The organism is Mucilaginibacter sp. CAU 1740, assembly GCF_039839285.1.
Classification (GTDB): Bacteria; Bacteroidota; Bacteroidia; order Sphingobacteriales; family Sphingobacteriaceae; genus Mucilaginibacter.
Genome location: NZ_JBDOQS010000006.1, coordinates 256851 through 279842 on the forward strand (window position 1 = coordinate 256851; position 22992 = coordinate 279842).

General features: G+C 41.7%; 25 protein-coding genes. 6 read left to right on the forward strand and 19 right to left on the reverse strand.

Annotation, left to right across the window (positions count from 1 at the left end; all coding sequences use genetic code 11):
* Positions 1–12 precede the first annotated feature (12 nt).
* The 15 genes from AAFN85_RS15305 to AAFN85_RS15375 all read right to left on the reverse strand — a co-directional run bounded on the left by AAFN85_RS15305 (position 13) and on the right by AAFN85_RS15375 (position 14103).
* Positions 13–1086 (reverse strand): Ldh family oxidoreductase, encoded by a 1074-nt coding sequence (locus tag AAFN85_RS15305; RefSeq protein ID WP_347528387.1) that lies wholly within the window; start codon positions 1084–1086, stop codon positions 13–15.
* Between the two features lie 385 nt (positions 1087–1471).
* Complete coding sequence (locus AAFN85_RS15310) at positions 1472–1759, reverse strand: hypothetical protein (RefSeq protein ID WP_347528389.1); 288 nt, start codon at positions 1757–1759, stop codon at positions 1472–1474.
* Complete coding sequence (locus tag AAFN85_RS15315; RefSeq protein ID WP_347528390.1) at positions 1756–1965, reverse strand: DUF2683 family protein; 210 nt, start codon at positions 1963–1965, stop codon at positions 1756–1758. Before AAFN85_RS15315 ends, AAFN85_RS15310 begins: the two co-directional genes overlap by 4 nt.
* Positions 1966–2070: 105 nt before the next feature.
* Positions 2071–2376: a 30S ribosomal protein S10 gene (gene rpsJ / locus AAFN85_RS15320; RefSeq protein WP_022830652.1), complete on the reverse strand. Its 306-nt coding sequence runs from the start codon at positions 2374–2376 to the stop codon at positions 2071–2073.
* A 134-nt stretch (positions 2377–2510) separates the two neighbouring features.
* Positions 2511–4616 (reverse strand): elongation factor G, encoded by a 2106-nt coding sequence (fusA, locus tag AAFN85_RS15325; RefSeq protein ID WP_347528392.1) that lies wholly within the window; start codon positions 4614–4616, stop codon positions 2511–2513.
* A gap of 141 nt (positions 4617–4757) precedes the next feature.
* Positions 4758–5225 (reverse strand): 30S ribosomal protein S7, encoded by a 468-nt coding sequence (gene rpsG, locus AAFN85_RS15330; RefSeq protein ID WP_347528393.1) that lies wholly within the window; start codon positions 5223–5225, stop codon positions 4758–4760.
* Positions 5226–5244: 19 nt separating this feature from the next.
* Positions 5245–5658 (reverse strand): 30S ribosomal protein S12, encoded by a 414-nt coding sequence (gene rpsL / locus AAFN85_RS15335; protein ID WP_073405808.1) that lies wholly within the window; start codon positions 5656–5658, stop codon positions 5245–5247.
* Between the two features lie 163 nt (positions 5659–5821).
* Positions 5822–6562, reverse strand: a complete 741-nt coding sequence (locus AAFN85_RS15340; RefSeq protein WP_347528395.1) for a hypothetical protein — start codon at positions 6560–6562, stop codon at positions 5822–5824.
* A 523-nt stretch (positions 6563–7085) separates the two neighbouring features.
* The gene (locus AAFN85_RS15345) at positions 7086–7274 is read right to left on the reverse strand and encodes a hypothetical protein (protein WP_347528396.1); all 189 of its coding nucleotides are present in this window, start codon (positions 7272–7274) and stop codon (positions 7086–7088) included.
* Between the two features lie 109 nt (positions 7275–7383).
* The gene (locus AAFN85_RS15350) at positions 7384–8358 is read right to left on the reverse strand and encodes a hypothetical protein (RefSeq protein ID WP_347528398.1); all 975 of its coding nucleotides are present in this window, start codon (positions 8356–8358) and stop codon (positions 7384–7386) included.
* 74 nt (positions 8359–8432) lie between these two features.
* A complete protein-coding gene (locus AAFN85_RS15355; RefSeq protein WP_347528400.1) occupies positions 8433–9185 on the reverse strand; it encodes a hypothetical protein in 753 nt (250 codons plus the stop codon).
* A gap of 77 nt (positions 9186–9262) precedes the next feature.
* Positions 9263–9526 (reverse strand): cysteine-rich CWC family protein, encoded by a 264-nt coding sequence (locus AAFN85_RS15360; protein WP_347528401.1) that lies wholly within the window; start codon positions 9524–9526, stop codon positions 9263–9265.
* A gap of 125 nt (positions 9527–9651) precedes the next feature.
* The gene (locus tag AAFN85_RS15365) at positions 9652–12024 is read right to left on the reverse strand and encodes a ribonucleoside-diphosphate reductase subunit alpha (protein WP_347528403.1); all 2373 of its coding nucleotides are present in this window, start codon (positions 12022–12024) and stop codon (positions 9652–9654) included.
* A 172-nt stretch (positions 12025–12196) separates the two neighbouring features.
* Positions 12197–13171 (reverse strand): ribonucleoside-diphosphate reductase small subunit, encoded by a 975-nt coding sequence (locus AAFN85_RS15370; RefSeq protein ID WP_347528405.1) that lies wholly within the window; start codon positions 13169–13171, stop codon positions 12197–12199.
* A gap of 560 nt (positions 13172–13731) precedes the next feature.
* On the reverse strand, positions 13732–14103 hold the full coding sequence (locus AAFN85_RS15375) for a methionine-R-sulfoxide reductase (protein WP_347528407.1): 372 nt from the start codon (positions 14101–14103) through the stop codon (positions 13732–13734).
* Positions 14104–14368: 265 nt separating this feature from the next.
* Between AAFN85_RS15375 and AAFN85_RS15380 the strand changes: the two genes are divergently transcribed.
* On the forward strand, positions 14369–14851 hold the full coding sequence (locus tag AAFN85_RS15380; RefSeq protein ID WP_347528409.1) for a hypothetical protein: 483 nt from the start codon (positions 14369–14371) through the stop codon (positions 14849–14851).
* A gap of 10 nt (positions 14852–14861) precedes the next feature.
* Here AAFN85_RS15380 and AAFN85_RS15385 read toward each other — a convergent pair whose 3' ends face one another.
* The 4 genes from AAFN85_RS15385 to AAFN85_RS15400 form a co-directional block, all read right to left on the reverse strand.
* Positions 14862–15332 (reverse strand): SRPBCC family protein, encoded by a 471-nt coding sequence (locus AAFN85_RS15385; protein WP_347528410.1) that lies wholly within the window; start codon positions 15330–15332, stop codon positions 14862–14864.
* Positions 15333–15546: 214 nt separating this feature from the next.
* Entirely contained in the window at positions 15547–16983 is a 1437-nt protein-coding gene (gene asnS, locus AAFN85_RS15390; protein WP_347528412.1) for an asparagine--tRNA ligase, read from the reverse strand.
* A 197-nt stretch (positions 16984–17180) separates the two neighbouring features.
* Entirely contained in the window at positions 17181–17387 is a 207-nt protein-coding gene (locus AAFN85_RS15395) for a hypothetical protein (RefSeq protein WP_347528414.1), read from the reverse strand.
* 72 nt (positions 17388–17459) lie between these two features.
* Positions 17460–17927 carry a DUF6252 family protein gene (locus AAFN85_RS15400; RefSeq protein WP_347528416.1) on the reverse strand — a complete coding sequence of 156 codons (468 nt, stop codon included), beginning with the start codon at positions 17925–17927 and terminating at the stop codon, positions 17460–17462.
* 111 nt (positions 17928–18038) lie between these two features.
* On the opposite strand from AAFN85_RS15400, the gene AAFN85_RS15405 reads away from it, so the two are divergent.
* From AAFN85_RS15405 to AAFN85_RS15425, 5 genes are all read left to right on the forward strand, one after another.
* Positions 18039–18908, forward strand: coding sequence for a DMT family transporter (locus AAFN85_RS15405; RefSeq protein WP_347528417.1), 870 nt, complete (start codon positions 18039–18041; stop codon positions 18906–18908).
* A 6-nt stretch (positions 18909–18914) separates the two neighbouring features.
* Entirely contained in the window at positions 18915–19400 is a 486-nt protein-coding gene (locus AAFN85_RS15410; protein WP_347528418.1) for a hypothetical protein, read from the forward strand.
* Between the two features lie 92 nt (positions 19401–19492).
* Positions 19493–21442 carry a DNA primase gene (gene dnaG / locus AAFN85_RS15415; RefSeq protein ID WP_347528420.1) on the forward strand — a complete coding sequence of 650 codons (1950 nt, stop codon included), beginning with the start codon at positions 19493–19495 and terminating at the stop codon, positions 21440–21442.
* On the forward strand, positions 21442–21810 hold the full coding sequence (locus AAFN85_RS15420; RefSeq protein WP_347528421.1) for a YraN family protein: 369 nt from the start codon (positions 21442–21444) through the stop codon (positions 21808–21810). Before dnaG ends, AAFN85_RS15420 begins: the two co-directional genes overlap by 1 nt.
* A gap of 4 nt (positions 21811–21814) precedes the next feature.
* A complete protein-coding gene (locus AAFN85_RS15425) occupies positions 21815–22894 on the forward strand; it encodes a glutaminyl-peptide cyclotransferase (RefSeq protein WP_347528423.1) in 1080 nt (359 codons plus the stop codon).
* Positions 22895–22992: the final 98 nt, after the last annotated feature.

The following is a 22992-nucleotide window of genomic DNA, read 5'->3' on the forward strand; positions in this document are numbered from 1 at the left end:
GTTTCCCTTTTTTTATAGTGGTTTAACATTAAACCGCTCGGCCAATTTATTTAAATCTTCTACAACTGCATCAACTAATGGTATGCCATTAGCCAGTCTATCAGCTTCTGCCTCCAGTTCCGGTTCGCCGGGGATAATTACTTTCTGATCCGGATCAACCGTGGTGGATGATTTGAACCGCTCTATCCAGTTATCCAAATGGTTTTTAAACTCATCAACAGGGCGGAAGCCGTCAACCCGCATAGCGCCTAAAAAGTGGCCTATGCCCGCACCAACCGGATCGATAGGCGGATCGAGAAAGGCTACAAACGGAGGTACCCAAGGGCCATAGTTTGCACCTGATAATACAGCTGATAGTATATCAACCGTGGCACTTAAGCCAAAACCTTTGTGGCTGCCATGGTCACGGTCGCTACCAAGTGGCAAAAGCGAGCCGCCGGTTTTAAGTGCATGAGGATCAGTAGTATAATTCCCTTCTTTATCCTGGATCCAGCCTTCTGGTACTTGTTTACCTAAACGCTGAGCTATCTCCAACTTACCATTGGCCGCAGCCGAGGTAGCCAGATCCACAATTACCGGTGGATATTTACCTGCCGGGAAAACATAACACACGGGGTTAGTACCTAATAATCGCTCATTTGAAAAAGTAGGTGCAACCAGCGGGCTGGCATTGGTCATTGCAAAGCCGATCATATCTTTTGCTACAGCCATCAGCCCATGATAACCGGCAATACCAAAGTGATTGGAATTGCGTACCGATACCCAACCCGAGCCATATAATTCTGCTTTTTTAATGGCTACTTCCATTGCAAAGGGAGCAACCACCAAACCAAGGCCCGCATCACCATCAATAGTGGCCGTGGTGGGGGTTTCGTGTACTATCTGGATATTGGGTGTGGGATTGATACGTTTCTTCTCCCATAGGCGTACGTAGCCGCTTAGGCGGGCTACGCCGTGTGAGTCGATGCCTCTTAAATCTGATTTTAGCAAAACATCGGCAGCTAATACGGCGTGTTCATTACTACAGCCGATGGCTTTGAATATATCTTCGGTAAAGGTGCGTAGGGTAGATGGTGATATCAGCATAGAGGCAAAGATAACCGTTGATCTTTTTGATTACGCTGATTTCGTTGATTTTTGATTAGTGATTTCACCGATTGATTTGATTGCAGTGATTTTGTCTGAACAGGAATTTGGGGGGATTTTTGGGATGGGCAGGATTTTTTGTCTGAACTCGAATTTATGAAATTAAGGAATTAACAGAATGTCTGGCAAATTCGAAAAATTATAATAATTCCCCCAAATTCGAGTTCAGACAAAGGAAGCGGATAAGTAAAATCCCATAATCTGTTTAATCCCCCAAATCACGGTTCAGACAACTTTTTGCGTTAGGGATGGGAGCGGATACCGGCCTGTGGCTAATGCCCGTGCAGTATGAGCGTACAGCCCGGCCGCAGGCAACGCCCACAAATTAAGAGAGCGGCTCCTGTCTATTATCCCAAAAGAAAAGAATATTGATATGATTTTGCTTTATCTCGTAAAATACGGAGCAGTTTTTATGAATAAAACCTTTCCTGATTTGAGGGGCATGCTTTATTCCCTGAAAAATAAGCGGCGAGATACTGATCGTTTCAAGTACTTTAACTGTACGTTTTTCAAAGTTTGAAACTATTTTAGTTCCCCATTTTTCCTGCAGTTGTGATTTTATAGCATCAAATGATTCAATAGCATGGGAAGAAAATACTAAATTATAACTCATTCGTAAATAGTCAGTCGCTTCTTGAAATCTTCAAAAGTTACTGTACGGCCAGCTTCAATATCTGCCTGCCCTTTAGCGATGCCTTCGATAACATGAGGTGGTAAAGTTTCCTCTTCTTTCTTTTCGAAAGGAATGTTTAATGCCTCGAAAAAAGCTTTAATAACTTTTTCCTGCGCTTTTGAGGGATATACTACGTATGCTTCCATATTTAAAGTTATTGCAAAATATCGTTATAACCAAAAAAGACCATCCGCTTACGCAATGGTCTTTTTATTTTTTAGTCCTACACCTTTCAGTAGGCCGGTCGTCTATCAAACTTTGATCTCAACCTCAACACCGCTTGGCAATTCAAGCTTCATCAGGGCGTCTACAGTTTTCGAGTTCGAGCTGTAAATGTCTAATAAGCGTTTGTATGAGCAAAGTTGGAATTGCTCACGTGCTTTTTTGTTTACGTGTGGTGAACGTAATACGGTGAAGATTTTCTTTTCGGTTGGTAACGGAAGTGGTCCGCTAACTACAGCGCCTGTTGGCTTTACTGTTTTTACGATTTTCTCGGCAGATTTATCTACCAGGTTGTAATCGTAAGATTTCAATTTGATCCTGATTCTTTGGCTCATGTTAATTAAAATTTAACCACCTATAAGAGCTATTAATTATAAGTGATTGGTTGATTATGTTTATTAGGTTGATCGGGTTAAATAAGCAGGAATGAAACCATTCACTTAATCCAACCCAATCAACCAAATATTATTTATTGACCTGCTCTTTTGCCTTTTGCTTTGGCTACAACTTCGTCTTGTACGTTACGTGGTGCTTCAGCATAGTGATCAAACTCCATGGTTGAAGTAGCACGGCCAGAAGTGATAGTACGTAACTGAGTTACATAACCAAACATTTCTGAAAGTGGTACAGTTGCTTTAATAACCTGTGCACCGGCACGTGAATCCATACCCAAAAGTTGGCCACGACGACGGTTCATGTCACCGATTACATCACCCATGTTTTCTTCAGGGGTAAGGATCTCGATTTTCATGATCGGCTCAAGCAATACCGGTTTACATTTTGGCAATGCTTCACGGTAAGCCATTTTAGCAGCTAACTCGAAAGATAAAGCGTCCGAATCGACAGCGTGGAATGAACCATCAATTAAACGTACTTTTAAGCTTGTTAATGGATAACCGGCTAATACACCGTTTACCATTGAAGCTTCGAAGCCTTTTTGTACAGATGGGATAAACTCACGAGGGATTGAACCACCGCTAATTTCGTTCACAAACTGTAAGCCTTCTTTACCTTCGTCGTTTGGAGAAAGGATAACCTGGATATCAGCAAATTTACCACGACCACCGGTTTGTTTCTTGTATGTTTCGCGGTGTTGAACTGTACCTGTGATAGATTCTTTGTAAGCTACTTGTGGAGCACCCTGGTTAACCTCAACTTTAAACTCACGTTTTAAGCGGTCCATGATGATATCTAAGTGAAGCTCGCCCATACCTGAAATTACAGTTTGGCCGGTTTCTTCGTCAGAATTTACACGGAAGGTTGGATCCTCTTCGGCAAGTTTACCTAAAGCCATACCTAATTTATCAACGTCGGCCTGAGTTTTTGGCTCAATTGCCAAACCGATAACCGGCTCAGGGAAGTTCATTGATTCAAGGATGATCGGGTGTTTCTCGTCGCAAAGGGTATCACCTGTTTTGATATCTTTAAAGCCTACTACCGCAGCAATATCACCTGCACCTACGTTAGGAATAGGGTTTTGCTTGTTAGCGTGCATCTGGAAGATACGTGAAATACGCTCTTTGTTATCTGAACGCATGTTGTGAACATACGAACCAGCTTCAAGGTTACCTGAGTAAACACGGATAAAGCACAAACGACCTACGAATGGATCGGTTGCGATTTTAAATGCTAAAGCTGCAAATGGTTCTTTAACATCTGGTTTACGTAAGATCTCTTCGCCTGTATCAGGGTTAGTACCAACAATACCTTCAACATCCATAGGTGAAGGAAGCAATTCCATCACGTAATCCAACATGGTTTGTACACCTTTGTTTTTGAATGATGAACCGCAAACCATAGGAACGATCTTAGCATCTAAAACTGCTTTACGTAAAGCGTCAAGCACTTCACGCTCGGTGATAGTTTCAGGAGCCTCGAAGAATTTTTCCATCAGGCTTTCGTCATACTCAGCTACTGATTCAAGCAATTTCTCTCTCCACTCGGTAGCTTCTTCAAGCATATCATCAGGAATAGGAACTTCGGTAAAGGTCATACCTTTATCGTGCTCATTCCAAACAATACCTCTCCAGTTGATCAGGTCAACAACACCTTTAAAGTGTTCTTCGGCACCGATAGGCAACTGAAGTGGAACAGCGTTGCTGCCCAACATGCTTTTAACTTGTTTAACAACGTTCAAGAAATCGGCACCAGAACGGTCCATCTTGTTAACGAAACCGATACGGGCAACGTTATAGTTGTTAGCAAGCCTCCAGTTAGTTTCAGATTGTGGTTCAACACCATCAACCGCGCTGAAAAGGAACACCAAACCGTCAAGTACACGTAATGAACGGTTTACCTCTACGGTAAAGTCCACGTGACCCGGGGTATCAATGATGTTCATGTGATAGTTATGGCCTCTGTATTTCCAGTTAACAGTAGTAGCAGCCGATGTAATGGTAATACCACGTTCCTGCTCCTGTGCCATCCAGTCCATGGTAGCAGCACCTTCGTGTACTTCACCAATTTTGTGGCTTACACCAGCATAGTAAAGGATACGCTCGGTAGTGGTAGTTTTACCAGCATCAATGTGAGCGGCAATACCTATGTTTCTTGTATATCTTAGATCTCTTGACATTTTTGTTTTTTTATAATTACACCGATTATGTTATGATTTCACTGATTTATTAAGATCATGCCTAAAAGGCGCAATCATAGTAAATCAATATAATCTTAATATATAATCGGTGTAATCCTTTTATATCGGTGTAATCCTTAATTAGAACCTGAAGTGTGAGAACGCTTTGTTAGCCTCAGCCATTTTGTGCGTATCTTCTTTCTTCTTAACAGCGGCACCTTCGCCTTTAGCTGCTGAGATGATCTCGCCGGCTAATTTCTCCATCATGGTTTTTTCACCACGACGACGAGCATAGCTGATCAGCCATTTCATACCCAAAGCTATTTTACGCTCCGGACGAACCTCTGTAGGTACCTGGAAGTTAGCACCACCTACACGGCGGCTTTTTACTTCAACAGCAGGCATTACATTGTTCAAAGCTTTTTTCCAGGTTTCTAAGCCGTTTTCGCTTGTTTTTTTCTCAACAATATCAACAGCGTTGTAAAAAATAGAGTACGCGGTAGATTTTTTACCATCATACATCATGTTGTTTACAAACCTTGTTACCAAAGTATCATTGAACTTTGGATCAGGAAGGATAATTCTCTTTTTTGGTTTTGACTTTCTCATTGCTTTCTATCCTCCTTAATTATTTCTTTTTACCTTTTGTTGGCGCTGCTGCTACCTGACCTGGTTTAGGACGTTTGGTACCATATTTTGAACGACGTTGGTTACGGCCAGCTACACCTGATGTATCCAGTGCACCACGGATGATGTGGTAACGTACACCTGGTAAGTCTTTAACACGACCACCGCGGATCAAAACGATAGAGTGCTCCTGTAAGTTGTGACCTTCACCTGGGATGTAAGCGTTTACTTCTTTACCGTTGGTTAAGCGCACACGGGCAACTTTACGCATTGCTGAGTTTGGTTTTTTAGGGGTAGTGGTGTACACACGGGTGCACACGCCTCTTCGCTGTGGACAGCTGTCCAACGCTGGTGACTTACTCTTGTCAACCAGAGCTACTCTACCTTTTCTAACTAATTGCTGAATAGTAGGCATTTCTTGCTTTTTTGTCTAATTATTTTATCCCGCATTTCGGGACTGCAAAAGTACGAACATTATTTTTGATTTTCAAGTAGTTGTGTGAAAGTTTTTTTGAGGGGGAAGGGGTTGAAGTTGAGATGGTTTAGATTTTGTTTTTGATGATGGCTAATAACGCCAATTAATCAGTTGGGGCTGGCGGGAGTAATACAGCTTTTGTATTGCCTTTTTCTAATCCAAAAAACCTATCCCCTTTGGTAAAGATCGTATCAGGACTGAAATTAAAAAGACCATTGAAAAGCGCATTGTGTACCCTCGCTTTGCTTGTATGGTTATCCGGGGTGTGCAAGCCTTTAACAAATCGTTGAGTTAATTGAAAAGCAACAAATTTGTGATTGGGGAATTGTTCCTGTATCAATTGCATGATATAGTTGAAGCCGCTTTCAAATTCCTGATAAGGGGAAGTAGTCACCACGTTGATAGCACTATAGGTAAGTTCCCGCTGCAATGTATCATCATAAGCAGGTATAAAAGTTTCATCTATCCCAAAAACTGAAAAAAGAGGTGCCAGCATGCTTACCGAAAAAACTATTTTTTTTGTGTGCTTAACTGATTTATAACTATTGCGTTGGACAATCAATTCGCCACTAAAGGCTATCTCGTGTGGGAAGCCGCTGTTGTGTACTTTTTTTGTTGTGCCGGTTCTTACCTTTTTCAGAAAATCATTCCACGGTTTAAATGACCTCTTATAATTCATCATGTTTTCGTTGACAATTTTCGTTTGTTCAACAAATCCAGGATATTCTGAATAGGCTGGATCGAAATTGTCTATACCAATTGGATAATATTTTACAATAGCATCAGAAATTTCAGCAATCAGTTGATTGGGCGAATTGGTGTTTAATGAAAACTCGTTGATCATAGCAAATAGTATTTATCAAAACAAGATACGTGATAATTACCAGCGTATGAAAACGACTATTTATAATGTGATTTGATTACAAGTCCGGGATGTTAGTAATATCAATAGTTCAGAATAATAGCAATGCCTCCGGCCCGAGCTGTGCGCTTATACTGCACGGTCCTTATCAGTTAGCTAACGCACTGTTATCCGCTCCCATCCCTATTGCAAATTTCGTTTCTGCTGATATGCGTACTATATAACAGCACAATAAAAAGGGCCGGTTACCGATGTGACCTGGTTTAGGAAACAGCGGGCCGGCCCATATATCTTTATCAATAGTTTTAGGAGAAAGCTTGTTTGCTGATCAAAGCTATAACTTTACATTAAATAAACAAAATTAAATTTTGTTTATTTTTATTTTTAGATATTAAATTTGTTTAATGTTTTTATGACGGTTAAATATTGCCCTAAAAAAGAGCGCCGGTAAACCGACGCCCTCTTTCATCACTCACTCAATAAAACTACTTATGGAAAACTTAAATTAATAACCTCTGTCGTGATAATGGCCATGATCGCTACCGTTTTGGTAGCCATTGTTATAGCCGTTATTATAACCATTATGGTATCTGTGGCGACCGCGGCCACCGTAGTCTTCACGTACCATGCAACCTGAGGTTACAGATACTACTGCTGATATTAATAGTGCCAAAGCAACAAATTTCCTTTTCATGGCGTCAATTCTTTAATCCATCATCTATATTGAAGATGTACACATATATGACTAATAGAAATGGAAAAGGATTAATCGGCAGTTAGTTTAATATATATAACGTGTTTAATTATTTACCGGCCATCAGCGTTCCTAACCCAATAGGAGCTGTTACATGCAGTATTCCTTGGGCATCTACATTGATGGGAATAGTGGTAAACTTACCTTGGTAATACCAAAAAAAGTTTGTCGACACCGGGTAAGCATGTTGTGAATACGATTGATCAATCAAGGGTTTAATGCGCTGAATAAATTTTACAAATTCAACCGGATGTGCTTTGCTTACCTTGCATACAGTTACCAATCCCTTGTTAGGAAAAGCCATTACCGAGCCCCACTCGCCAACCATCTCCGGAGCATTTGCTTCGAGGTTGAGCGCGTAGCTGGCGGCGTAGTCTTCGTTCTCGATAAAGTTAAATTCAACGTCGGTATTGTCAATCTTAAAAGTTTTGCTGGCTTTGTTTACGGGTTGCTTCGCGATGTTTTCTGATGCGGCTTTAAACGCTTCTTCAGCGGTTTTATGCCAGTTTTCAAAATCAGCTTTTGATACTGTTGTAAAGGCTTGTGGAAGATCGAGCATAAGTAAGGTTTGTGTGCCTTCAAGATCGTTCTGTGTAATTAGCTTGTCTGTTCCCCCTCTCTCATTCACCGTAATTGTTGGGTAAATACGGATACTTAAGTATGGTTTTACAGCTTCGTAATTGTGAAGGTCGATATTTCCTTTCTGCTCCATCGAGACAAACAGCGCATTGAAATGATCATTAATCACTGACTGCCATTTGGCATGATCGGTTTCGGCAAGACATTTACTGATCAGGTTATCCAAATTAAACATCTGATGCCCATCCATGGTGATGGTTGCATCCTTTACGCTTTCAATTTTATATTTTTTTGAAACAAGCCCAACCGATTGATCAACAATTGTTTTATAATCTTTCGGACTGATTGTTTTTTCGAGGTTGGGAGGCAGCGAATATTCAATAGTTTGGGCGAATGAGTTAGAACAAAGTATGGAAAGTAATAGCAGGATAAGGATAGGCTTCATTAGTTTGTTGAATATTAGATATAAAGGTAGAGAAATAAAATAAAGCAACCTCTAAAACTATCAAAGCAACCGCCCTACCTCGTTAACGTAGTTGGCGAAATTATAATACCCGAGGAGTTATCCCAATGAAAGATAACCTGTGTTTGAGTTACCTCGATAGTTCCATCGTAATTCGTACCCTCAAAAGAAATATGAATTGGATAGCTTCCCAGCTTTAGCGGGGTTAAGTACGACCTAAAATCGTTGCTGGCCGAAACCGGACTGCTACCAATACCGCATTCTGGTGTTACGAAAAATATGCCATTGAACTGGATGTAATAAGTAGACGCGCCGAAATATATGCCATAGTCCAGCCGTGAATTGGTGCAGTAACTGTTTTTGGTAGTAGCTGTAAAACCCATATAACTTGAATCGGATTTAGTGCTTTTAATAATCCGGGGGGTGAGGTTGATCTGTTCACCCGCAGAGAACTTAGCGTTATAAACCGGTTCGTAAACAGAATCAATTACAGTTACGGTAACGGTATTGGATGTAATATCGCCATTGCTTGCCTTGATAGTGTACTGCCCGGCTTTGCTAAATTTGATCAGCGCAGCAATGGTATGGGTTTGAATATCATCCGAACCAGTAGGGTTGATAGTCCAGGTTACAGATTTGGTAGTATCCGCACCAACCAACAGCATCGAGTCGGGCTGGTTAATTTTTAACTTTAATTTGCTGATAGCTATTTGCCCGTTTGGAGCATTAGGCTCGCCGTTTTTGGTACAGGCGGTTACTATGAACAGAAAAAGGCACAATAATGCAAGGGAACTTTTTAGGCTTTTCATTTCTTTGTTAGAAATTGGTAAGCTAAAGTAATTGCATTCAATGAATTATAAATGAATTTACAATCCTGCGGTTTTTATCAAACCAACCCCATACTCTCCCTATACTCCTGCTGAATGATCAGCAAACAATTAGCACACAAACACCCATCGTACAATTCACTAACATACTGCACCTCATTAATGGTAAGCTGCACCGTACTGCACTGGCACTTTGTGAATGAATTGGCTTTACATTCAAAAGGCGTTTGGCAGCGTTCGCAACGGATGATCTCGTGTTTGGTCATTCTTTTTAAGCCCGAAGTCCGCAAGTCCGAAAGGGGGATGCGGAAGTCATTGGTCAAAAGTATTAATTAAACTTGTGCAGAGTGTCAAAGAAATCCCACTAAAACAAAAAGCCCATAAACCGAAGTTCATGGGCTTTGAAATTATCTTCCGGAATTCCGACTTCGGACTCCCGACTTAAAACTTACGCCGAGCAAGTCACGCAGCCTTCTTCCATTGAGCAGGTTGGGCCTGCAGGAATTTCGTCGGCAACGGCGTCAACAACGGCCGGGATAACCGGATCCATGTTTTTACCGCCCTGGTTTTCAACTGTAAATTTAACCGCTTGCGATGCAGCTTGAGTACGCAGGTAATACATACCTGTTTTTAAGCCTTTTTTCCATGCGTAGAAGTGCATTGAAGTCAGCTTCGAAGCATTTGGCGAGTTGATGAACAGATTTAACGATTGCGACTGGCAAATGTAAGCGCCCCTGTCGGCAGCCATATCAATAATGCTGCGCATTTTGATCTCCCAAACAGTTTTGTACAATGCTTTAATTTCATCAGGGATCTCGGCAATATCCTGGATCGAGCCGTTGGCGCTGATGATCTTATCTTTCATGCTGGTGCTCCACAAACCAAGGTTAACCAAGTCACGCAGTAAGTATTTGTTCACTACAATGAACTCTCCACTTAATACACGGCGGGTGTAAATGTTTGAAGTGTATGGTTCAAAGCACTCGTTGTTACCCAAAATTTGTGATGTAGAAGCAGTTGGCATAGGAGCAACTAACAATGAGTTACGCACGCCATGGTTCATTACGTCTAAACGAAGGTTTTCCCAATCCCAACGACCGCTTTCTGGTTTAACACCCCAAAGATCGAACTGGAATTTACCTTGTGACAGTGGTGAACCTTTGAAAGTTTCGTAAGCGCCATCCTGAATTGCCATATCTTTAGAAGCTGTCATAGCTGCAAAGTAGATGGTTTCGAAAATCTCGATGTTCAGTTTTTTAGCTTCATCGCTTTCAAACGGCATACGTAGCTGAATGAAAGTATCGGCCAAACCTTGTACACCTAAACCGATAGGACGGTGGCGTAGGTTTGAATATTCAGCTTCTTTAACCGGGTAGTAGTTACCATCAATGATCCTGTTAAGGTTGATAGTTGCCTGGTAAGTAACTTCATACAGTTTATCATGATCAAAAGCGCCGTTGTTGATGTAACGTGGCAGTGCTAATGAAGCAAGGTTACAAACAGCTACCTCGTTTGCATCGGTGTACTCGATGATCTCGGTGCAAAGGTTTGAGCTTTTAATGGTACCCAGGTTTTGCTGGTTTGATTTACCGTTGGCAGCATCTTTATATAATAAGTAAGGCGTACCGGTTTCAACTTGTGCATCTAACACCGCGAACCAAAGTTCCTGTGCTTTTACTGTACGACGCTGACGACCTTCTTTTTCGTATTTAGTGTAAAGGGCCTCAAATTCTTTACCCCAGCAATCGGCCAGGCCTGGTGCTTCGTGCGGGCAGAATAAGCTCCAATCTTCATTGGCTTCAACGCGTTGCATGAACAGGTCAGATACCCAAAGGGCATAGAACAAATCGCGGGCACGCATTTCTTCTTTACCGTGGTTTTTACGTAGATCCAAAAATTCGAAGATATCTGCATGCCATGGCTCTAAGTACACAGCGAAAGCGCCTTTACGCTTGCCACCGCCCTGATCAACATAACGAGCAGTGTCGTTAAATACGCGCAGCATTGGGATTATACCGTTGCTGGTACCGTTGGTGCCGCTGATGTATGAACCTGTAGCCCGTACATTGTGGATGCTTAAACCAATACCACCCGCGCTCTGCGAAATTTTAGCGGTTTGTTTCAATGTATCATAAATACCTTCAATGCTGTCATCCTTCATGGTTAACAAAAAGCATGACGACATTTGCGGTTTCGGAGTACCAGCATTAAATAATGTAGGTGTAGCGTGTGTGAACCAACGCTCGCTCATTAAATGGTATGTTTTAATGGCGCTCTCAATATCATTTTTGTGGATACCTACCGAAACACGCATAAACAAGTGCTGCGGGCGCTCGGCAATTTTACCGTCTATTTTTAACAGGTATGATTTTTCGAGGGTTTTAAAACCGAAATAATCGAAACCGAAATCGCGGTCGTAAATAATGGTGCTATCAAGCAACTCAGCATTTTCCTGGATCGCTTCCCACACGTCATCGGCAATAAGCGATGCATCTTTGCCGGTTTTCTTGTCAACATACTCATGCAGGAGGCGCATGGTTTCAGAAAACGATTTGATGGTGTTTTTGTGCAGGTTTGATACCGCGATACGCGACGCTAATAAAGCGTAGTCCGGGTGTTTGGTGGTTAATGAAGCGGCGGTTTCGGCAGCCAGGTTATCCAGCTCGGAGGTGGTTACGCCATCAAATAAACCTTCAATTACTTTTTTAGCTACATCAATCGGGTCAACATATTGAAACCCGTAGCACAGTTTTTCAATACGTGCTGTGATCTTGTCAAATTTTACGGACTCTCTTCTACCGTCTCTTTTTACTACGAACATTTTCCCCCTCCTTGCCCCGTTAAAAGCGAAGCTTTTTTAAGTTAATATTATTGTGATTTGATTATTTTCTGAACCTTGATTCTTTTGATTTGAGAATTACTTGATATTGAAGCGAGGCCTAACCTCTAATCTCCAGTCTCTGATCTCTCTCATCAACCTCTGATCTCTAAACCTAAAAATCATCATCTAACGAGAAGCTTTTGCTCTCGGCAGACGCGTTTAGCACACCGCTTTTTTGATAATCGCCTACGCGTTTTTCAAAAAAGTTGGTTTTACCTTGTAAGGAGATCATCTCCATAAAATCGAACGGATTGGTTGCGTTGTAATATTTATCGTAACCAAGTTCGCCTAACCACCTGTCGGCCACAAACTCAATGTACTGGTTCATCAGTTTGGCGTTCATGCCTATCAGGTTAACCGGCAGCGCGTCGGTAACAAATTCTTTCTCGATCTCTACCGCGTCGGTAATGATCTTGGTAACCTGCTCTTGTGATAGTTTGTTTTCGAGCATGCTATATAATAAGCAGGCAAATTCGCAGTGCGAACCTTCATCGCGCGAGATCAGCTCATTGCTGAATGTTAAGCCCGGCATCAAGCCGCGTTTTTTAAGCCAGAATATAGAGCAAAAGCTACCCGAAAAGAAGATTCCTTCCACAGCAGCGAAAGCAACCAAACGCTCGGCAAAGTTGCCGTTATTGATCCATTTCAATGCCCACTCAGCTTTTTTGCCTACACATGGTACAGTTTCAATGGCGTGGAAAAGGCGGTCTTTCTCGGCCGCGTCTTTAACGTAAGTATCTATCAGCAGGGCGTAGGTTTCAGAGTGGATGTTTTCCATCATGATCTGGAAACCATAAAAGCAACGTGCTTCAGGCAATTGAACCTCGCTCATGAAGTTTACTGCCAGGTTTTCGTTCACAATACCATCACTTGCCGCGAAAAATGCAAGTATGTGTGAAATGAAATGTTTCTCGCCCGAATTAAGGTTTTCCCAATGTTTAAGATCGTCCGACAGGTCGATCTCTTCGGCAGTCCAAAAGCTGGCTTCCGCCTTTTTATACATCTCCCAAATTTTGGGATACTTGATGGGAAGGATAACAAACCGGTCCTTGTTTTCCCGTAGCAATAATTCGTTTTCCAAACTCATAGACGTTTACCTTTTTTTATTTTTTCCTTCAGTTGAGGTATTCAGACACGAAAGCCAGCCTTACTTTTCAATAAAGCCTTACATTTTGTTGCCTTCAGATCACTCCTTAGCAATTGTATTTTGTAACTTTCTGACAGCCAGTAGTTTAATTAGGGGTTGACGAGTGCGTCGGGCTGTCGGCCGAGTGCCTTTTTATTACCTTGTACAGCAAAGTTAATGTTTGGGTTGTGTACTTGTTAATGATAGTTTTTCACAAAGTGCCGAGTTATCAACACTTCATACATGCAAGTTGTAAACACTAAAAATTAATGAACTTTAAAACAGCCAATTAAAAATGTGGATAGAAATTAATGGCTTCAATACTTGCGGATTACAATAATTTAACATTATAAATTACTTGACTTAACACCGACAATTATTACCAATAACGAAATGCTTTTGCTTCGCGACGGTATCAATATGTAAATGGCAGGCTAAAAGTACCTTGTTAACACGTATGTGGAAAACAAATACGCCCGTTAGTGATAAACCAACGGGCGTACTCCTTAAAGTTTTACGATTTATTTTACGTCCTCAATCGGAACAAATTTCATCGATACTGAATTTACACAGTGACGGGTGTTTTTAGGGGTCATATACTCGCCCTCAAACACGTGACCAAGGTGTGCACCACAATTGGCGCAAAGGATCTCAACCCTACGGCCATCGGCATCAACCTCACGGCGCACTGCACCGGGAATCTCGTCGTCGAAACTTGGCCAGCCGCAAAACGATTCAAATTTATCTTCCGAATTGTATAACGGCGCGTCGCAACGTTTGCAAACGTACAGGCCCTGTGCTTTGTTGTTGAGCAATGAGCCGGTAAACGGGCGCTCGGTACCTTTGTATAATATTACCCTTTCTTCATCGGGCGTTAATTGATTGTATTCCATTTTTCTATTGGGATTACACAGATTTTTTGATGATTACACCGATTTCATTTCGGTTTATAATGATATATAAAGATACGACAAATTGAAGCGATATTATGTTTGTCGAAATGATGTTTACACTGGTTTGACGGGGAGGGCATGTATGTGCAAATGTGCGGATTTTAGATATGCAGATTGATTGATTACATCTTTCGGTGTTCAACCAGTCAAATAAAAAACCTCAATTAACGTTTAGAAGTAACTTAAAACTTATTTACCTTTTATTATGCGTTTAGCTATTTTATCCTTATTCATTTTATTGCAATCGGTAAATCCGCTTGGCAAATCTAAGTCCCTGTTTGAGTACAAGAAACTTCATGCTGTTGATATGTCAAAATATACTGTTTTACCAGCGGGACAGGAATTAATTGATTCATGGTTTGGAAAAGGTTACCATAGCACAACATTAACAGGAGTAGATTTTGTAGAGATCGACAACGCTTTAATTAAAGCGGTAAAAGATCATAACGACAGAAAAGAATACGGGTTTGTATACAATCCGGATACATACTATAAGCAGATTATAGCAGTGATAAATAAAAAAGGGGAAAAGGAAGTGTACCTAAACTGTTTGTGCGCCATTCGAAATCTCAAGAATTGGGACAAGCAACTTGAAACAGTGTTCGACGGTGGAAATTGCTTCTTTCAGGTAAGGCTAAATCTAAAAACAGGAAAAGTTATTAGTTTTTCGGTTAATGGTGTAGCGTAGCTTAAAAAGCTCATCTTTCAGGGCGTGGGGCAGCTTCAGCGTATTGCTTGATCACCTCATTCCTCGTCAACAACAGCCTCGTCATATACTCCGAAAGAAAAAGCTTATTCACCACATCGCCCAAAATCCCGCCGGGTGATTCAAACGTGAAAATATCCCGCATCATAGTTTGATTGAGGACCGGATAAAAATAGTGCTCGTGCGTAAAGTTTTTAAAAGCCCCCTCAACCATAATATCGGTAAAATGGTAAGGGTATTCCATTTCGGTAATTTTTGAGGTGAGGTTTTGCCACACACCAAAATGTTTAGCCCGCCAGGTAACCGTTTCTCCCAGTTCGATCAAGCCGCTGGTTCGCCCGGCAATGGCACGCTCTCCGGTATGTTTGGTTGATTCTATGTGGATATCAATATTGCGGGCTATATCGAAAACCTTTTCAACCGGGGCATTAATATGGGTGGCAAGCAGGATCTGTGATGACATTTTTTGTTGGGATTACACCGATTTTTAGGATGATTACACCGATTTACGATTGCTTCACTTAAGGATTCCGCCACCTTTAAAATGATTGTACCGATTGAAAGTTGAAATCGTCATTTCGGGTCGAGTTAAGATAATTAGTATTTAAGTATAATCATCAGAACTCAACCCGAAAAAATCGGTGTAATCAAAAAATCAATCGGTGTAATCCCCCAAATTAAAATTCTGCGTTTTTCGGGAACCTTGGGAAAGGGATCACGTCGCGGATGTTACCCATACCGGTAACAAACAACACCAAACGCTCAAAGCCTAAACCAAAACCGGCATGCGGACAAGTGCCAAAACGGCGGGTATCCAGGTACCACCAAAGCTCATCTTTAGGGATACCTATTTCGTCCATACGCTGCTCAAGCTTATCCAAACGTTCTTCACGTTGTGAACCACCTACAATTTCGCCAATACCCGGGAAAAGGATATCCATTGCAGCTACCGTTTTGCCATCGTCATTTTGGCGCATGTAAAACGATTTGATCTCTTTAGGATAATCAGTCAGGATCACCGGTTTTTTAAAGTGTTTTTCAACCAGGTAACGTTCGTGCTCGCTTTGCAGATCAGTTCCCCAACCTTCAACCGGATATTGGAATTTTTTCTTCTTGTTTGGAGTAGAATCCCTTAATATCTGGATTGCCTCGGTGTAAGTAAGTCGTTCAAAATCGTTATTTAAACAAAACTGCAGTTTTTCTAACAACGTCATTTCCGAGCGCTCGTTTTGAGGTTTAGTTTTTTCTTCTTCCTCCAAACGCTGTGTTAAAAACTCAATATCGTCGGCGTTTTTATCGAGCGTGTATTTGATCACGTATTTCAGCATGTCCTCGGCAAGGTCCATGTTGTCAACAATGTCATTAAAGGCAACTTCAGGCTCGATCATCCAAAACTCGGCCAGGTGGCGGGTAGTGTTAGAGTTTTCGGCGCGGAACGTCGGGCCGAAGGTATAAATATCGCTCAGAGCCATAGCGCCCAACTCACCTTCCAGCTGACCAGATACAGTTAAGTTAGCCGCACGACCAAAAAAGTCTTGCTTAAAGTCGATCTCGCCGGTATCAGTTTTCGGGATGTTATCCAGATCGAAGTTGGTAACGTGGAAAGTTTCGCCCGCACCTTCAGCATCCGATGCGGTGATGATAGGCGTATGCAGGTAAACAAAGCCCCTCTCCTGGAAAAACTGGTGCACCGCGAATGCCAGGCTGTTACGCACCCTGAAAATAGCGCTGAAAGTGCTGGTGCGGAAACGCAAGTGAGCATTTTCCCTTAAAAATTCAAGGCTGTGTTTTTTAGGTTGGATAGGATATTTTTCGGGATCGCTATCACCTAAAATCTCGATATCAGTAGCTACCACTTCAACAGTTTGGCCTTTACCTAACGATGCTATCAGTTTACCCTGAACGCTAAGCGCTGCACCAACGGTGATGCGTTTAAGCAAAGCCGGATCGGTGTTTTCAAAATCAACAACTACCTGGATGTTATTATTAGTTGAGCCATCATTCAAAGCAATAAAACGATTGGAACGGAATGCACGCACCCATCCTTTAACGGTTACATCAATTTCGGTTTGCTGGCTTTGCAGCAATGCTTTGATCTTAGTTCGCTGGCTCATAATTTGTAATTATGTATTTGTATAAAAATTTAGAGCCGCAAAAATACAATTAATTATGTAACCGCTATTTATAAAGCTTAGCTAAAATGCCCGATTGTTTGAGGAGAAAATGTGGCCGGTGGGAGAAACACCGTATAGCGCGGAAGTGGAGAAAACAAACAACCCGTCCGATGGGGACAGGTTGCTTGTCAATTTTTTTACTTAAGCCAGATAGTATCTTTTGGAGCTGATTTAGCTGGTGCAGCTTTGCTCGAGATCCAGATGGTATCTTTGCTTTTGCTTGCAGCATCAAGTTTAGTGCTTTTTGTAGAAACGCTATCTTTTGATGGTGCTACATTGTTTTTTTGACAGCCTGCAAATGCTAAAAATGAAATTGCAGCGATGGCTAATAAGGTTTTTTTCATATTTAATACGGATATACAACTATTACGAATAATAGTTAAAATGGTTTCAAAGTTATTATAATTTAAAATAAGTTAGTGATTTAAAGTAGCTTTAAATTTCCCTCCGCTCACAATAATCTTATCTGGAGCCGAATTATTTGCATCGTCGCTTATTTTTATAAAACGGAGTTCAAAAAATCCCTGTATTATTTTGCCGGTTTGGTTATAAGCTATTATGGTTACATTATTAACATGTGTAGGATCGGGTTGGTAGCTTACTGCCGAAGTGCCTTTTAGCTTGTAATAGTTTTCATTTGCTTTAAGCGTGTAATAGCCAAGGCCATCAAACCTTATTTTAAAAGCTATTTGTTCGTCCTGGTTTATTCCCGATATGGTAATTGTATCGCCTGTTAGGTTTGAACCTGAGGAGCTCGCTTCCCATTGTGCACCGTTTTTTTGTGCCAGCATAAAATCTGGCGCGACAGGAATATCGCAGCAAGCTTTTTTCTTACACGATTGAAAAAGTAGCGCCATGGTCAACACAAACCAAATGTATTTCATTGCCTGGAATAATGATAAGTTAACAGAACGTACAGGAAATATAAAGATATCTAAAAGTAAGCCATATTAAGCAGGCTTTCAGTAAGTTTGCCGCTCATTTAATTATCGCTCATGAACCCCAGGGTAAGCCTTATTATTGGCATTTTATGTATTTCTTTTTCGCCAATATTTGTAAAGCTTGCCGGGGTATCGCCAATTGGGTCGGCGTTTTACAGGGTGTTTGTGGCCTGGGTATGCCTGGCACCATTTTGTGTTTTTAAAAAGAAGCTCGCTGTTCAAAAAAGGCAATTGATTATTTCGGTAGTGGCGGGTATGGTTTTCGCGCTGGATATTGCTGTTTGGAATATCTCGCTGTTAAAGATCAGCGCTACGGTATCAACCCTGATAGCCAACCTGGCCCCGGTGTGGGTAGGCTTGATGAGCTTTTTGTTTTTAAGGAAAAAATCGGGCCTGCTGTTTTGGTTGGGTACCATAATAGCTATTATTGGTATGATAGTGCTGGTAGGCTATCAGCACATTTTACACCTGGAGCTTAATACGGGCATATTACTGGCTGTTTTGGCCAGCTTTTTTTATGCCACCTATATCATGATCACCAAAAATATTATGGCCGGTATTGATGTGTTCACCTTTATGTTTTACAGCATGCTAAGCTCAAGTATATTTTTATTGCTGATAAATGGCTATATGCATAATGATATTATTCACCTGTCGCCAAAAGTATGGTTGTGTTTTATAGGGATAGGATTGATCTGCCAGCTGGCCGGGTGGCTTACTATTAATTATTCTTTGAGGTACCTTGAATCTACCAAAGTATCTATCGCCTTGCTTAGTCAAACTGTTTTTGCGGGATTGCTTGCTGCTTTTTTGCTTAATGAGCGGTTGGGGTTTAACGAGATACTGGGAAGTGTAATTGTTTTAGGAGGAATAGCGGTAACATTTTTAAAACCTCGAAGTCGAAAAGAAAACGTAGTAATTTAATACTTGATGAACCTTTTCCCTTATCGCGATTTTAGTATTATCAGCCCGCTTAGCTCAGCGGATGCCGAAGCTCAGTTAAACATCCTGATAACACCTCAATTTGTAAACTCTAAAAAGATAAAATATCCCGACTATAATGGTACTGCATTAAACGGAAAATTTAAGATTGAAAAAGCGAGAGTTGGTAGAAGTGGTCTGATAATAAGTTTTGCCGGTATTATACTGCCTGACGGCGAAAGCTGTAAAATAGAGGTGAAGGTATCTCCTGCTCCCTGGAGCCTTATGCCAGTTTGCATGTTCCTTGTTTTTGAATTTATACTGATTTGTTTAACATTTTCGGAGGAGGGCGGCGGCATTCCTTATTGGGTTCCTTTGGTTGTTGCCCTATTGGGGTATTTTTTACTAATAGCGTTTGTGAAATATGAAACCGGAGTATATCGCAGGATTTTTCTCAAGGTATTAAATGGTACACTTGCTCGCAACGGGAATTGAATTTTAAACCCCTCGTTATCAAACAAAAGCGTATTTTAACGTTTTCGAATTTAGAGCGGGGGATGATCTTTGCCTACATTTGCAATTAACTCATGATCCAAAAATCCACTATCGACCGTATTATGGAAGCCACCGACATTGTGGAGGTGATAGGGGAATTTGTGCAGTTAAAAAAACGTGGTGCTAACTACGTAGGTCTTTCGCCTTTTGCCAACGAGCGTACTCCATCGTTCACGGTATCGCCGGCTAAAGGTATTTTTAAAGATTTCTCTACAGGAAAAGGCGGTTCGGCAGTTACATTTTTAATGGAGCTGGAAAAATTCAGCTATCCTGAAGCCCTGAAATGGCTGGCCAAAAAATACGGCATCGAGGTAGAAGAAACTATTGAAGCCCCGGAAAACCGGGAAGAAGAGCTCCGCCGCGAAAGCCTCATGATAGTAACGGCCTTTGCTGCCAAATACTTTCATGAAGCCATGCTTAACACCGAAGAGGGGCAAAGTATTGGTTTAAGCTATTTTAAAGAACGCGGTTTTAATGCCGAAACTATCCGGAAATTTGATTTAGGCTACTCGCCCGATCAATGGGAAGCATTTACCGGTGCGGCATTAAACCAGGGTTATAAAGAACAGTTTTTGGTGGAGAGTGGCCTATCGGTAAAACGCGATAACGGTTCGTTGTTTGATAGGTATCGCGGCAGGGTAATGTTCCCTATCCATAGCTTTACGGGCAGGGTAATAGGCTTTGGTGGCCGTACACTTAAAAAAGATAAAAACGTAGCCAAATACGTTAACTCGCCCGAGTCGGAGATCTACCATAAATCAAACATCCTTTACGGGCTTTACTTCGCCAAAAAAGCTATCCGCGAGCAGGATAACTGTTATCTGGTTGAGGGCTATGCCGATGTACTTTCGGTACACCAGGCAGGGGTTGAAAACGTGGTAGCATCATCAGGCACATCGCTCACTACCGAACAGATCAAGTTAATTGCCCGTTTTACTCAAAACATCACCATTCTTTATGATGGCGATGCCGCAGGTATCAAAGCATCGCTTCGTGGGTTAGACATGATCTTGGAGGCGGGTCTGAATGTAAAAGTAGTGTCCTTCCCGGATGGGCACGACCCGGATTCGTTTGTACAGGCCAAAGGTTCGAGTGCTTTTAAAAAGCACATCGAAGAAAATAAAAAAGATTTTATCCTTTATAAAACGCAGATCCTGCTTAAAGAGGTTGGTAACGACCCGATAAAGAAGGCTGACGTGATCCGCGAGATAGTGGAAAGTATCGCCAAGATTCCGGATAGCATCAAGGCTTCGGTGTTTATAAAGGAGTGCAGTAGCTTACTACACATTGACGAGCGCGCGCTGTTATCCGAGTTGACCAAAATGCGTGCTGCTAAGGCTAAAAAAGAAGAGCAGCAACGCCAACAGCAGCAACAGCCCCGCTATACTGAACTGCCGCCCGATGAACCGCACTTTTTTGATGAACCGGTTGAATTGCCCCCGCCGGCACCAAAAGATGAGGCCCACCAGGAAAAGGAAATTGTGCGCTTACTGCTTCACTATGGCAGTCGTATGATTGATTGGGATGGCATCGCTAATACATACATAGGCCCTTTCATCATAGCCGAGCTGAGCGATGTTACTTTCGAGCACCCGGTTTGTAAGCAAATAACAGAAATGTACCGCCGTGAAGTTGAAAACGGTGTGCTGCCGGAAGATAATTACTTTATTCACCATAAGGATAAAGAGATTGTTGATCTGACTATAAACATGTTGGCCAGCAGATACTCTTTAAGCGAAAACTGGTACGAGATGCACAAAATTACCGTGAATGATGAGCAGAAAAATATGAAAGCCACCATCCTCGGCGCTATTTTCCACCTCAAAAAGCATAAAGTTGGTAAAATGCTGGAGGACCTGCGTACGCAACTTCAAATAGCTGATAACGAAGCGGATACCGAGATTTTGCTTAACCAATACATGCGCATGAAAAAGGTTGAAAAATCCATATCCGATTTCTTGGGTTCAGTAATTATCAAATAATGGCCCAACACCTTGAACTGGGCCGCACCGGCGAAGCTTTAGCCAAAACACACCTCGAAAAGACAGGATACGAAATACTTGACGAAAACTGGACTTTCGGAAAAGCTGAAATAGATATCATTGCTTATAAAAACAAGGTTATTATATTTACCGAAGTAAAAACCCGCACAGGCAACAGTTTTGGCGAGCCTGAGGATTTTGTAGATAACCGTAAGCAAAGGCTACTGGCCGATGCCGCTGACGAATACATTTACCTCATGAACCACCAGGGCGAAGTGCGCTTTGATATCATCGCTATTTTGTTTGATAAAGCGGGCAATTATATACTAAACCACATTGAAGATGCGTTTTGGCCTTCGGCCACTTAATACTATGAATAAAAACATAAAACTATTTTTTGCAGTACTCGCCTTATCAGCAATTGGTTATTACGGCTGTAAGCCTAAAACAGATAGCGCTGCTAACGATTATACTATAACGCCTGAAGCTGGCGCAACCTACAAAGCAGGCGATAAGATCGACATTAAAGTAGGTTACCCCAGCGGTAGCAAAGTCGACTCGGTAGTGTACCTGCTTGATTCAGCCCGGATCACATCAAGTAAAGACACCGCGGCTGTAATCCTGAAAACTGATAGTATAGGTTTAGGTATCCGGATCATCACTGCTAAAGTTTATGCCGGTGGTACAAGTAACGATGTATCAACCAATATCCTGTTGCTGGCTGCTAAAGCGCCCGCCCGATACACCTATAAGGTTGAAAAAACTTTCCCTCATGATACTGCTGCCTATACCGAAGGTTTGCAATATGTTGATGGCGTTTTGTATGAAAGTATAGGCGAGTATAAGCAATCGGCTATTCGCAAGGTTGATTTGAATACCGGCAAGGTTTTGCAGCAAACCAAAGTAGATGACCAGTATTTTGCCGAGGGGATCTCGGTAGTGGGCAATAAGGTAATTCAGCTTACTTACAGAGAAAAAGTTGGTTTTGTGTATGATAAAAATACCCTGAAACTTTTAGGCAATTTTACAAATAATGTTGGCCCTGAAGGATGGGGAATGTGTTTTGATGGTACCAAACTATACATGGATGATAGCACTAACCGCATCTGGTTTTTGGATAAAAATAATTATCACCAAATTGGCCACATCGACGTATGTGACGATAAACAACAGATCGATTCCATTAATGAGCTTGAGTTCATTAACGGTAAAATTTATGCTAATATTTATCAATCCGATAATATCCTGGTGATAGATCCTAAAACCGGCGCTGTTGAGCAGGTGATTGATATGAAGGAGATTTACCCGGTAGCCAGTCGTCCGCAAGGCAGGGATTGGGATAATAATGTGCTTAACGGTATAGCCTGGGATGCTAAAGGACAGCGTTTATTTGTAACCGGTAAAAGATGGCCTTATATATACCAGGTAAAGTTTAGCCCGGTTGCCCCCTAACCCGCAGAAGGGGAGAACTTATAGTTCGAGAAAATATATAACAACAACGGCCCGGGATTTTCCCGGGCCGTTGTTGTTATATGGATACCCCTCAACCG

What these genes read in the sequence shown, in the direction of transcription:
- rpsJ (WP_022830652.1), bottom strand. Translation starts at nt 2,376, where the DNA reads ATGAGCCAAAGAATCAGGATCAAATTGAAATCTTACGATTACAACCTG.
- AAFN85_RS15405 (WP_347528417.1), top strand. Translation starts at nt 18,039, where the DNA reads ATGAACCCCAGGGTAAGCCTTATTATTGGCATTTTATGTATTTCTTTT.
- AAFN85_RS15315 (WP_347528390.1), bottom strand. Translation starts at nt 1,965, where the DNA reads ATGGAAGCATACGTAGTATATCCCTCAAAAGCGCAGGAAAAAGTTATT.
- AAFN85_RS15355 (WP_347528400.1), bottom strand. Translation starts at nt 9,185, where the DNA reads ATGAAAAGCCTAAAAAGTTCCCTTGCATTATTGTGCCTTTTTCTGTTC.
- AAFN85_RS15305 (WP_347528387.1), bottom strand. Translation starts at nt 1,086, where the DNA reads ATGCTGATATCACCATCTACCCTACGCACCTTTACCGAAGATATATTC.
- AAFN85_RS15375 (WP_347528407.1), bottom strand. Translation starts at nt 14,103, where the DNA reads ATGGAATACAATCAATTAACGCCCGATGAAGAAAGGGTAATATTATAC.
- AAFN85_RS15350 (WP_347528398.1), bottom strand. Translation starts at nt 8,358, where the DNA reads ATGAAGCCTATCCTTATCCTGCTATTACTTTCCATACTTTGTTCTAAC.
- AAFN85_RS15410 (WP_347528418.1), top strand. Translation starts at nt 18,915, where the DNA reads ATGAACCTTTTCCCTTATCGCGATTTTAGTATTATCAGCCCGCTTAGC.
- AAFN85_RS15395 (WP_347528414.1), bottom strand. Translation starts at nt 17,387, where the DNA reads ATGAAAAAAACCTTATTAGCCATCGCTGCAATTTCATTTTTAGCATTT.
- AAFN85_RS15400 (WP_347528416.1), bottom strand. Translation starts at nt 17,927, where the DNA reads ATGAAATACATTTGGTTTGTGTTGACCATGGCGCTACTTTTTCAATCG.
- dnaG (WP_347528420.1), top strand. Translation starts at nt 19,493, where the DNA reads ATGATCCAAAAATCCACTATCGACCGTATTATGGAAGCCACCGACATT.
- AAFN85_RS15380 (WP_347528409.1), top strand. Translation starts at nt 14,369, where the DNA reads ATGCGTTTAGCTATTTTATCCTTATTCATTTTATTGCAATCGGTAAAT.
- asnS (WP_347528412.1), bottom strand. Translation starts at nt 16,983, where the DNA reads ATGAGCCAGCGAACTAAGATCAAAGCATTGCTGCAAAGCCAGCAAACC.
- fusA (WP_347528392.1), bottom strand. Translation starts at nt 4,616, where the DNA reads ATGTCAAGAGATCTAAGATATACAAGAAACATAGGTATTGCCGCTCAC.
- rpsG (WP_347528393.1), bottom strand. Translation starts at nt 5,225, where the DNA reads ATGAGAAAGTCAAAACCAAAAAAGAGAATTATCCTTCCTGATCCAAAG.
- AAFN85_RS15310 (WP_347528389.1), bottom strand. Translation starts at nt 1,759, where the DNA reads ATGAGTTATAATTTAGTATTTTCTTCCCATGCTATTGAATCATTTGAT.
- AAFN85_RS15345 (WP_347528396.1), bottom strand. Translation starts at nt 7,274, where the DNA reads ATGAAAAGGAAATTTGTTGCTTTGGCACTATTAATATCAGCAGTAGTA.
- AAFN85_RS15425 (WP_347528423.1), top strand. Translation starts at nt 21,815, where the DNA reads ATGAATAAAAACATAAAACTATTTTTTGCAGTACTCGCCTTATCAGCA.
- AAFN85_RS15365 (WP_347528403.1), bottom strand. Translation starts at nt 12,024, where the DNA reads ATGTTCGTAGTAAAAAGAGACGGTAGAAGAGAGTCCGTAAAATTTGAC.
- AAFN85_RS15370 (WP_347528405.1), bottom strand. Translation starts at nt 13,171, where the DNA reads ATGAGTTTGGAAAACGAATTATTGCTACGGGAAAACAAGGACCGGTTT.
- AAFN85_RS15340 (WP_347528395.1), bottom strand. Translation starts at nt 6,562, where the DNA reads ATGATCAACGAGTTTTCATTAAACACCAATTCGCCCAATCAACTGATT.
- AAFN85_RS15385 (WP_347528410.1), bottom strand. Translation starts at nt 15,332, where the DNA reads ATGTCATCACAGATCCTGCTTGCCACCCATATTAATGCCCCGGTTGAA.
- rpsL (WP_073405808.1), bottom strand. Translation starts at nt 5,658, where the DNA reads ATGCCTACTATTCAGCAATTAGTTAGAAAAGGTAGAGTAGCTCTGGTT.
- AAFN85_RS15420 (WP_347528421.1), top strand. Translation starts at nt 21,442, where the DNA reads ATGGCCCAACACCTTGAACTGGGCCGCACCGGCGAAGCTTTAGCCAAA.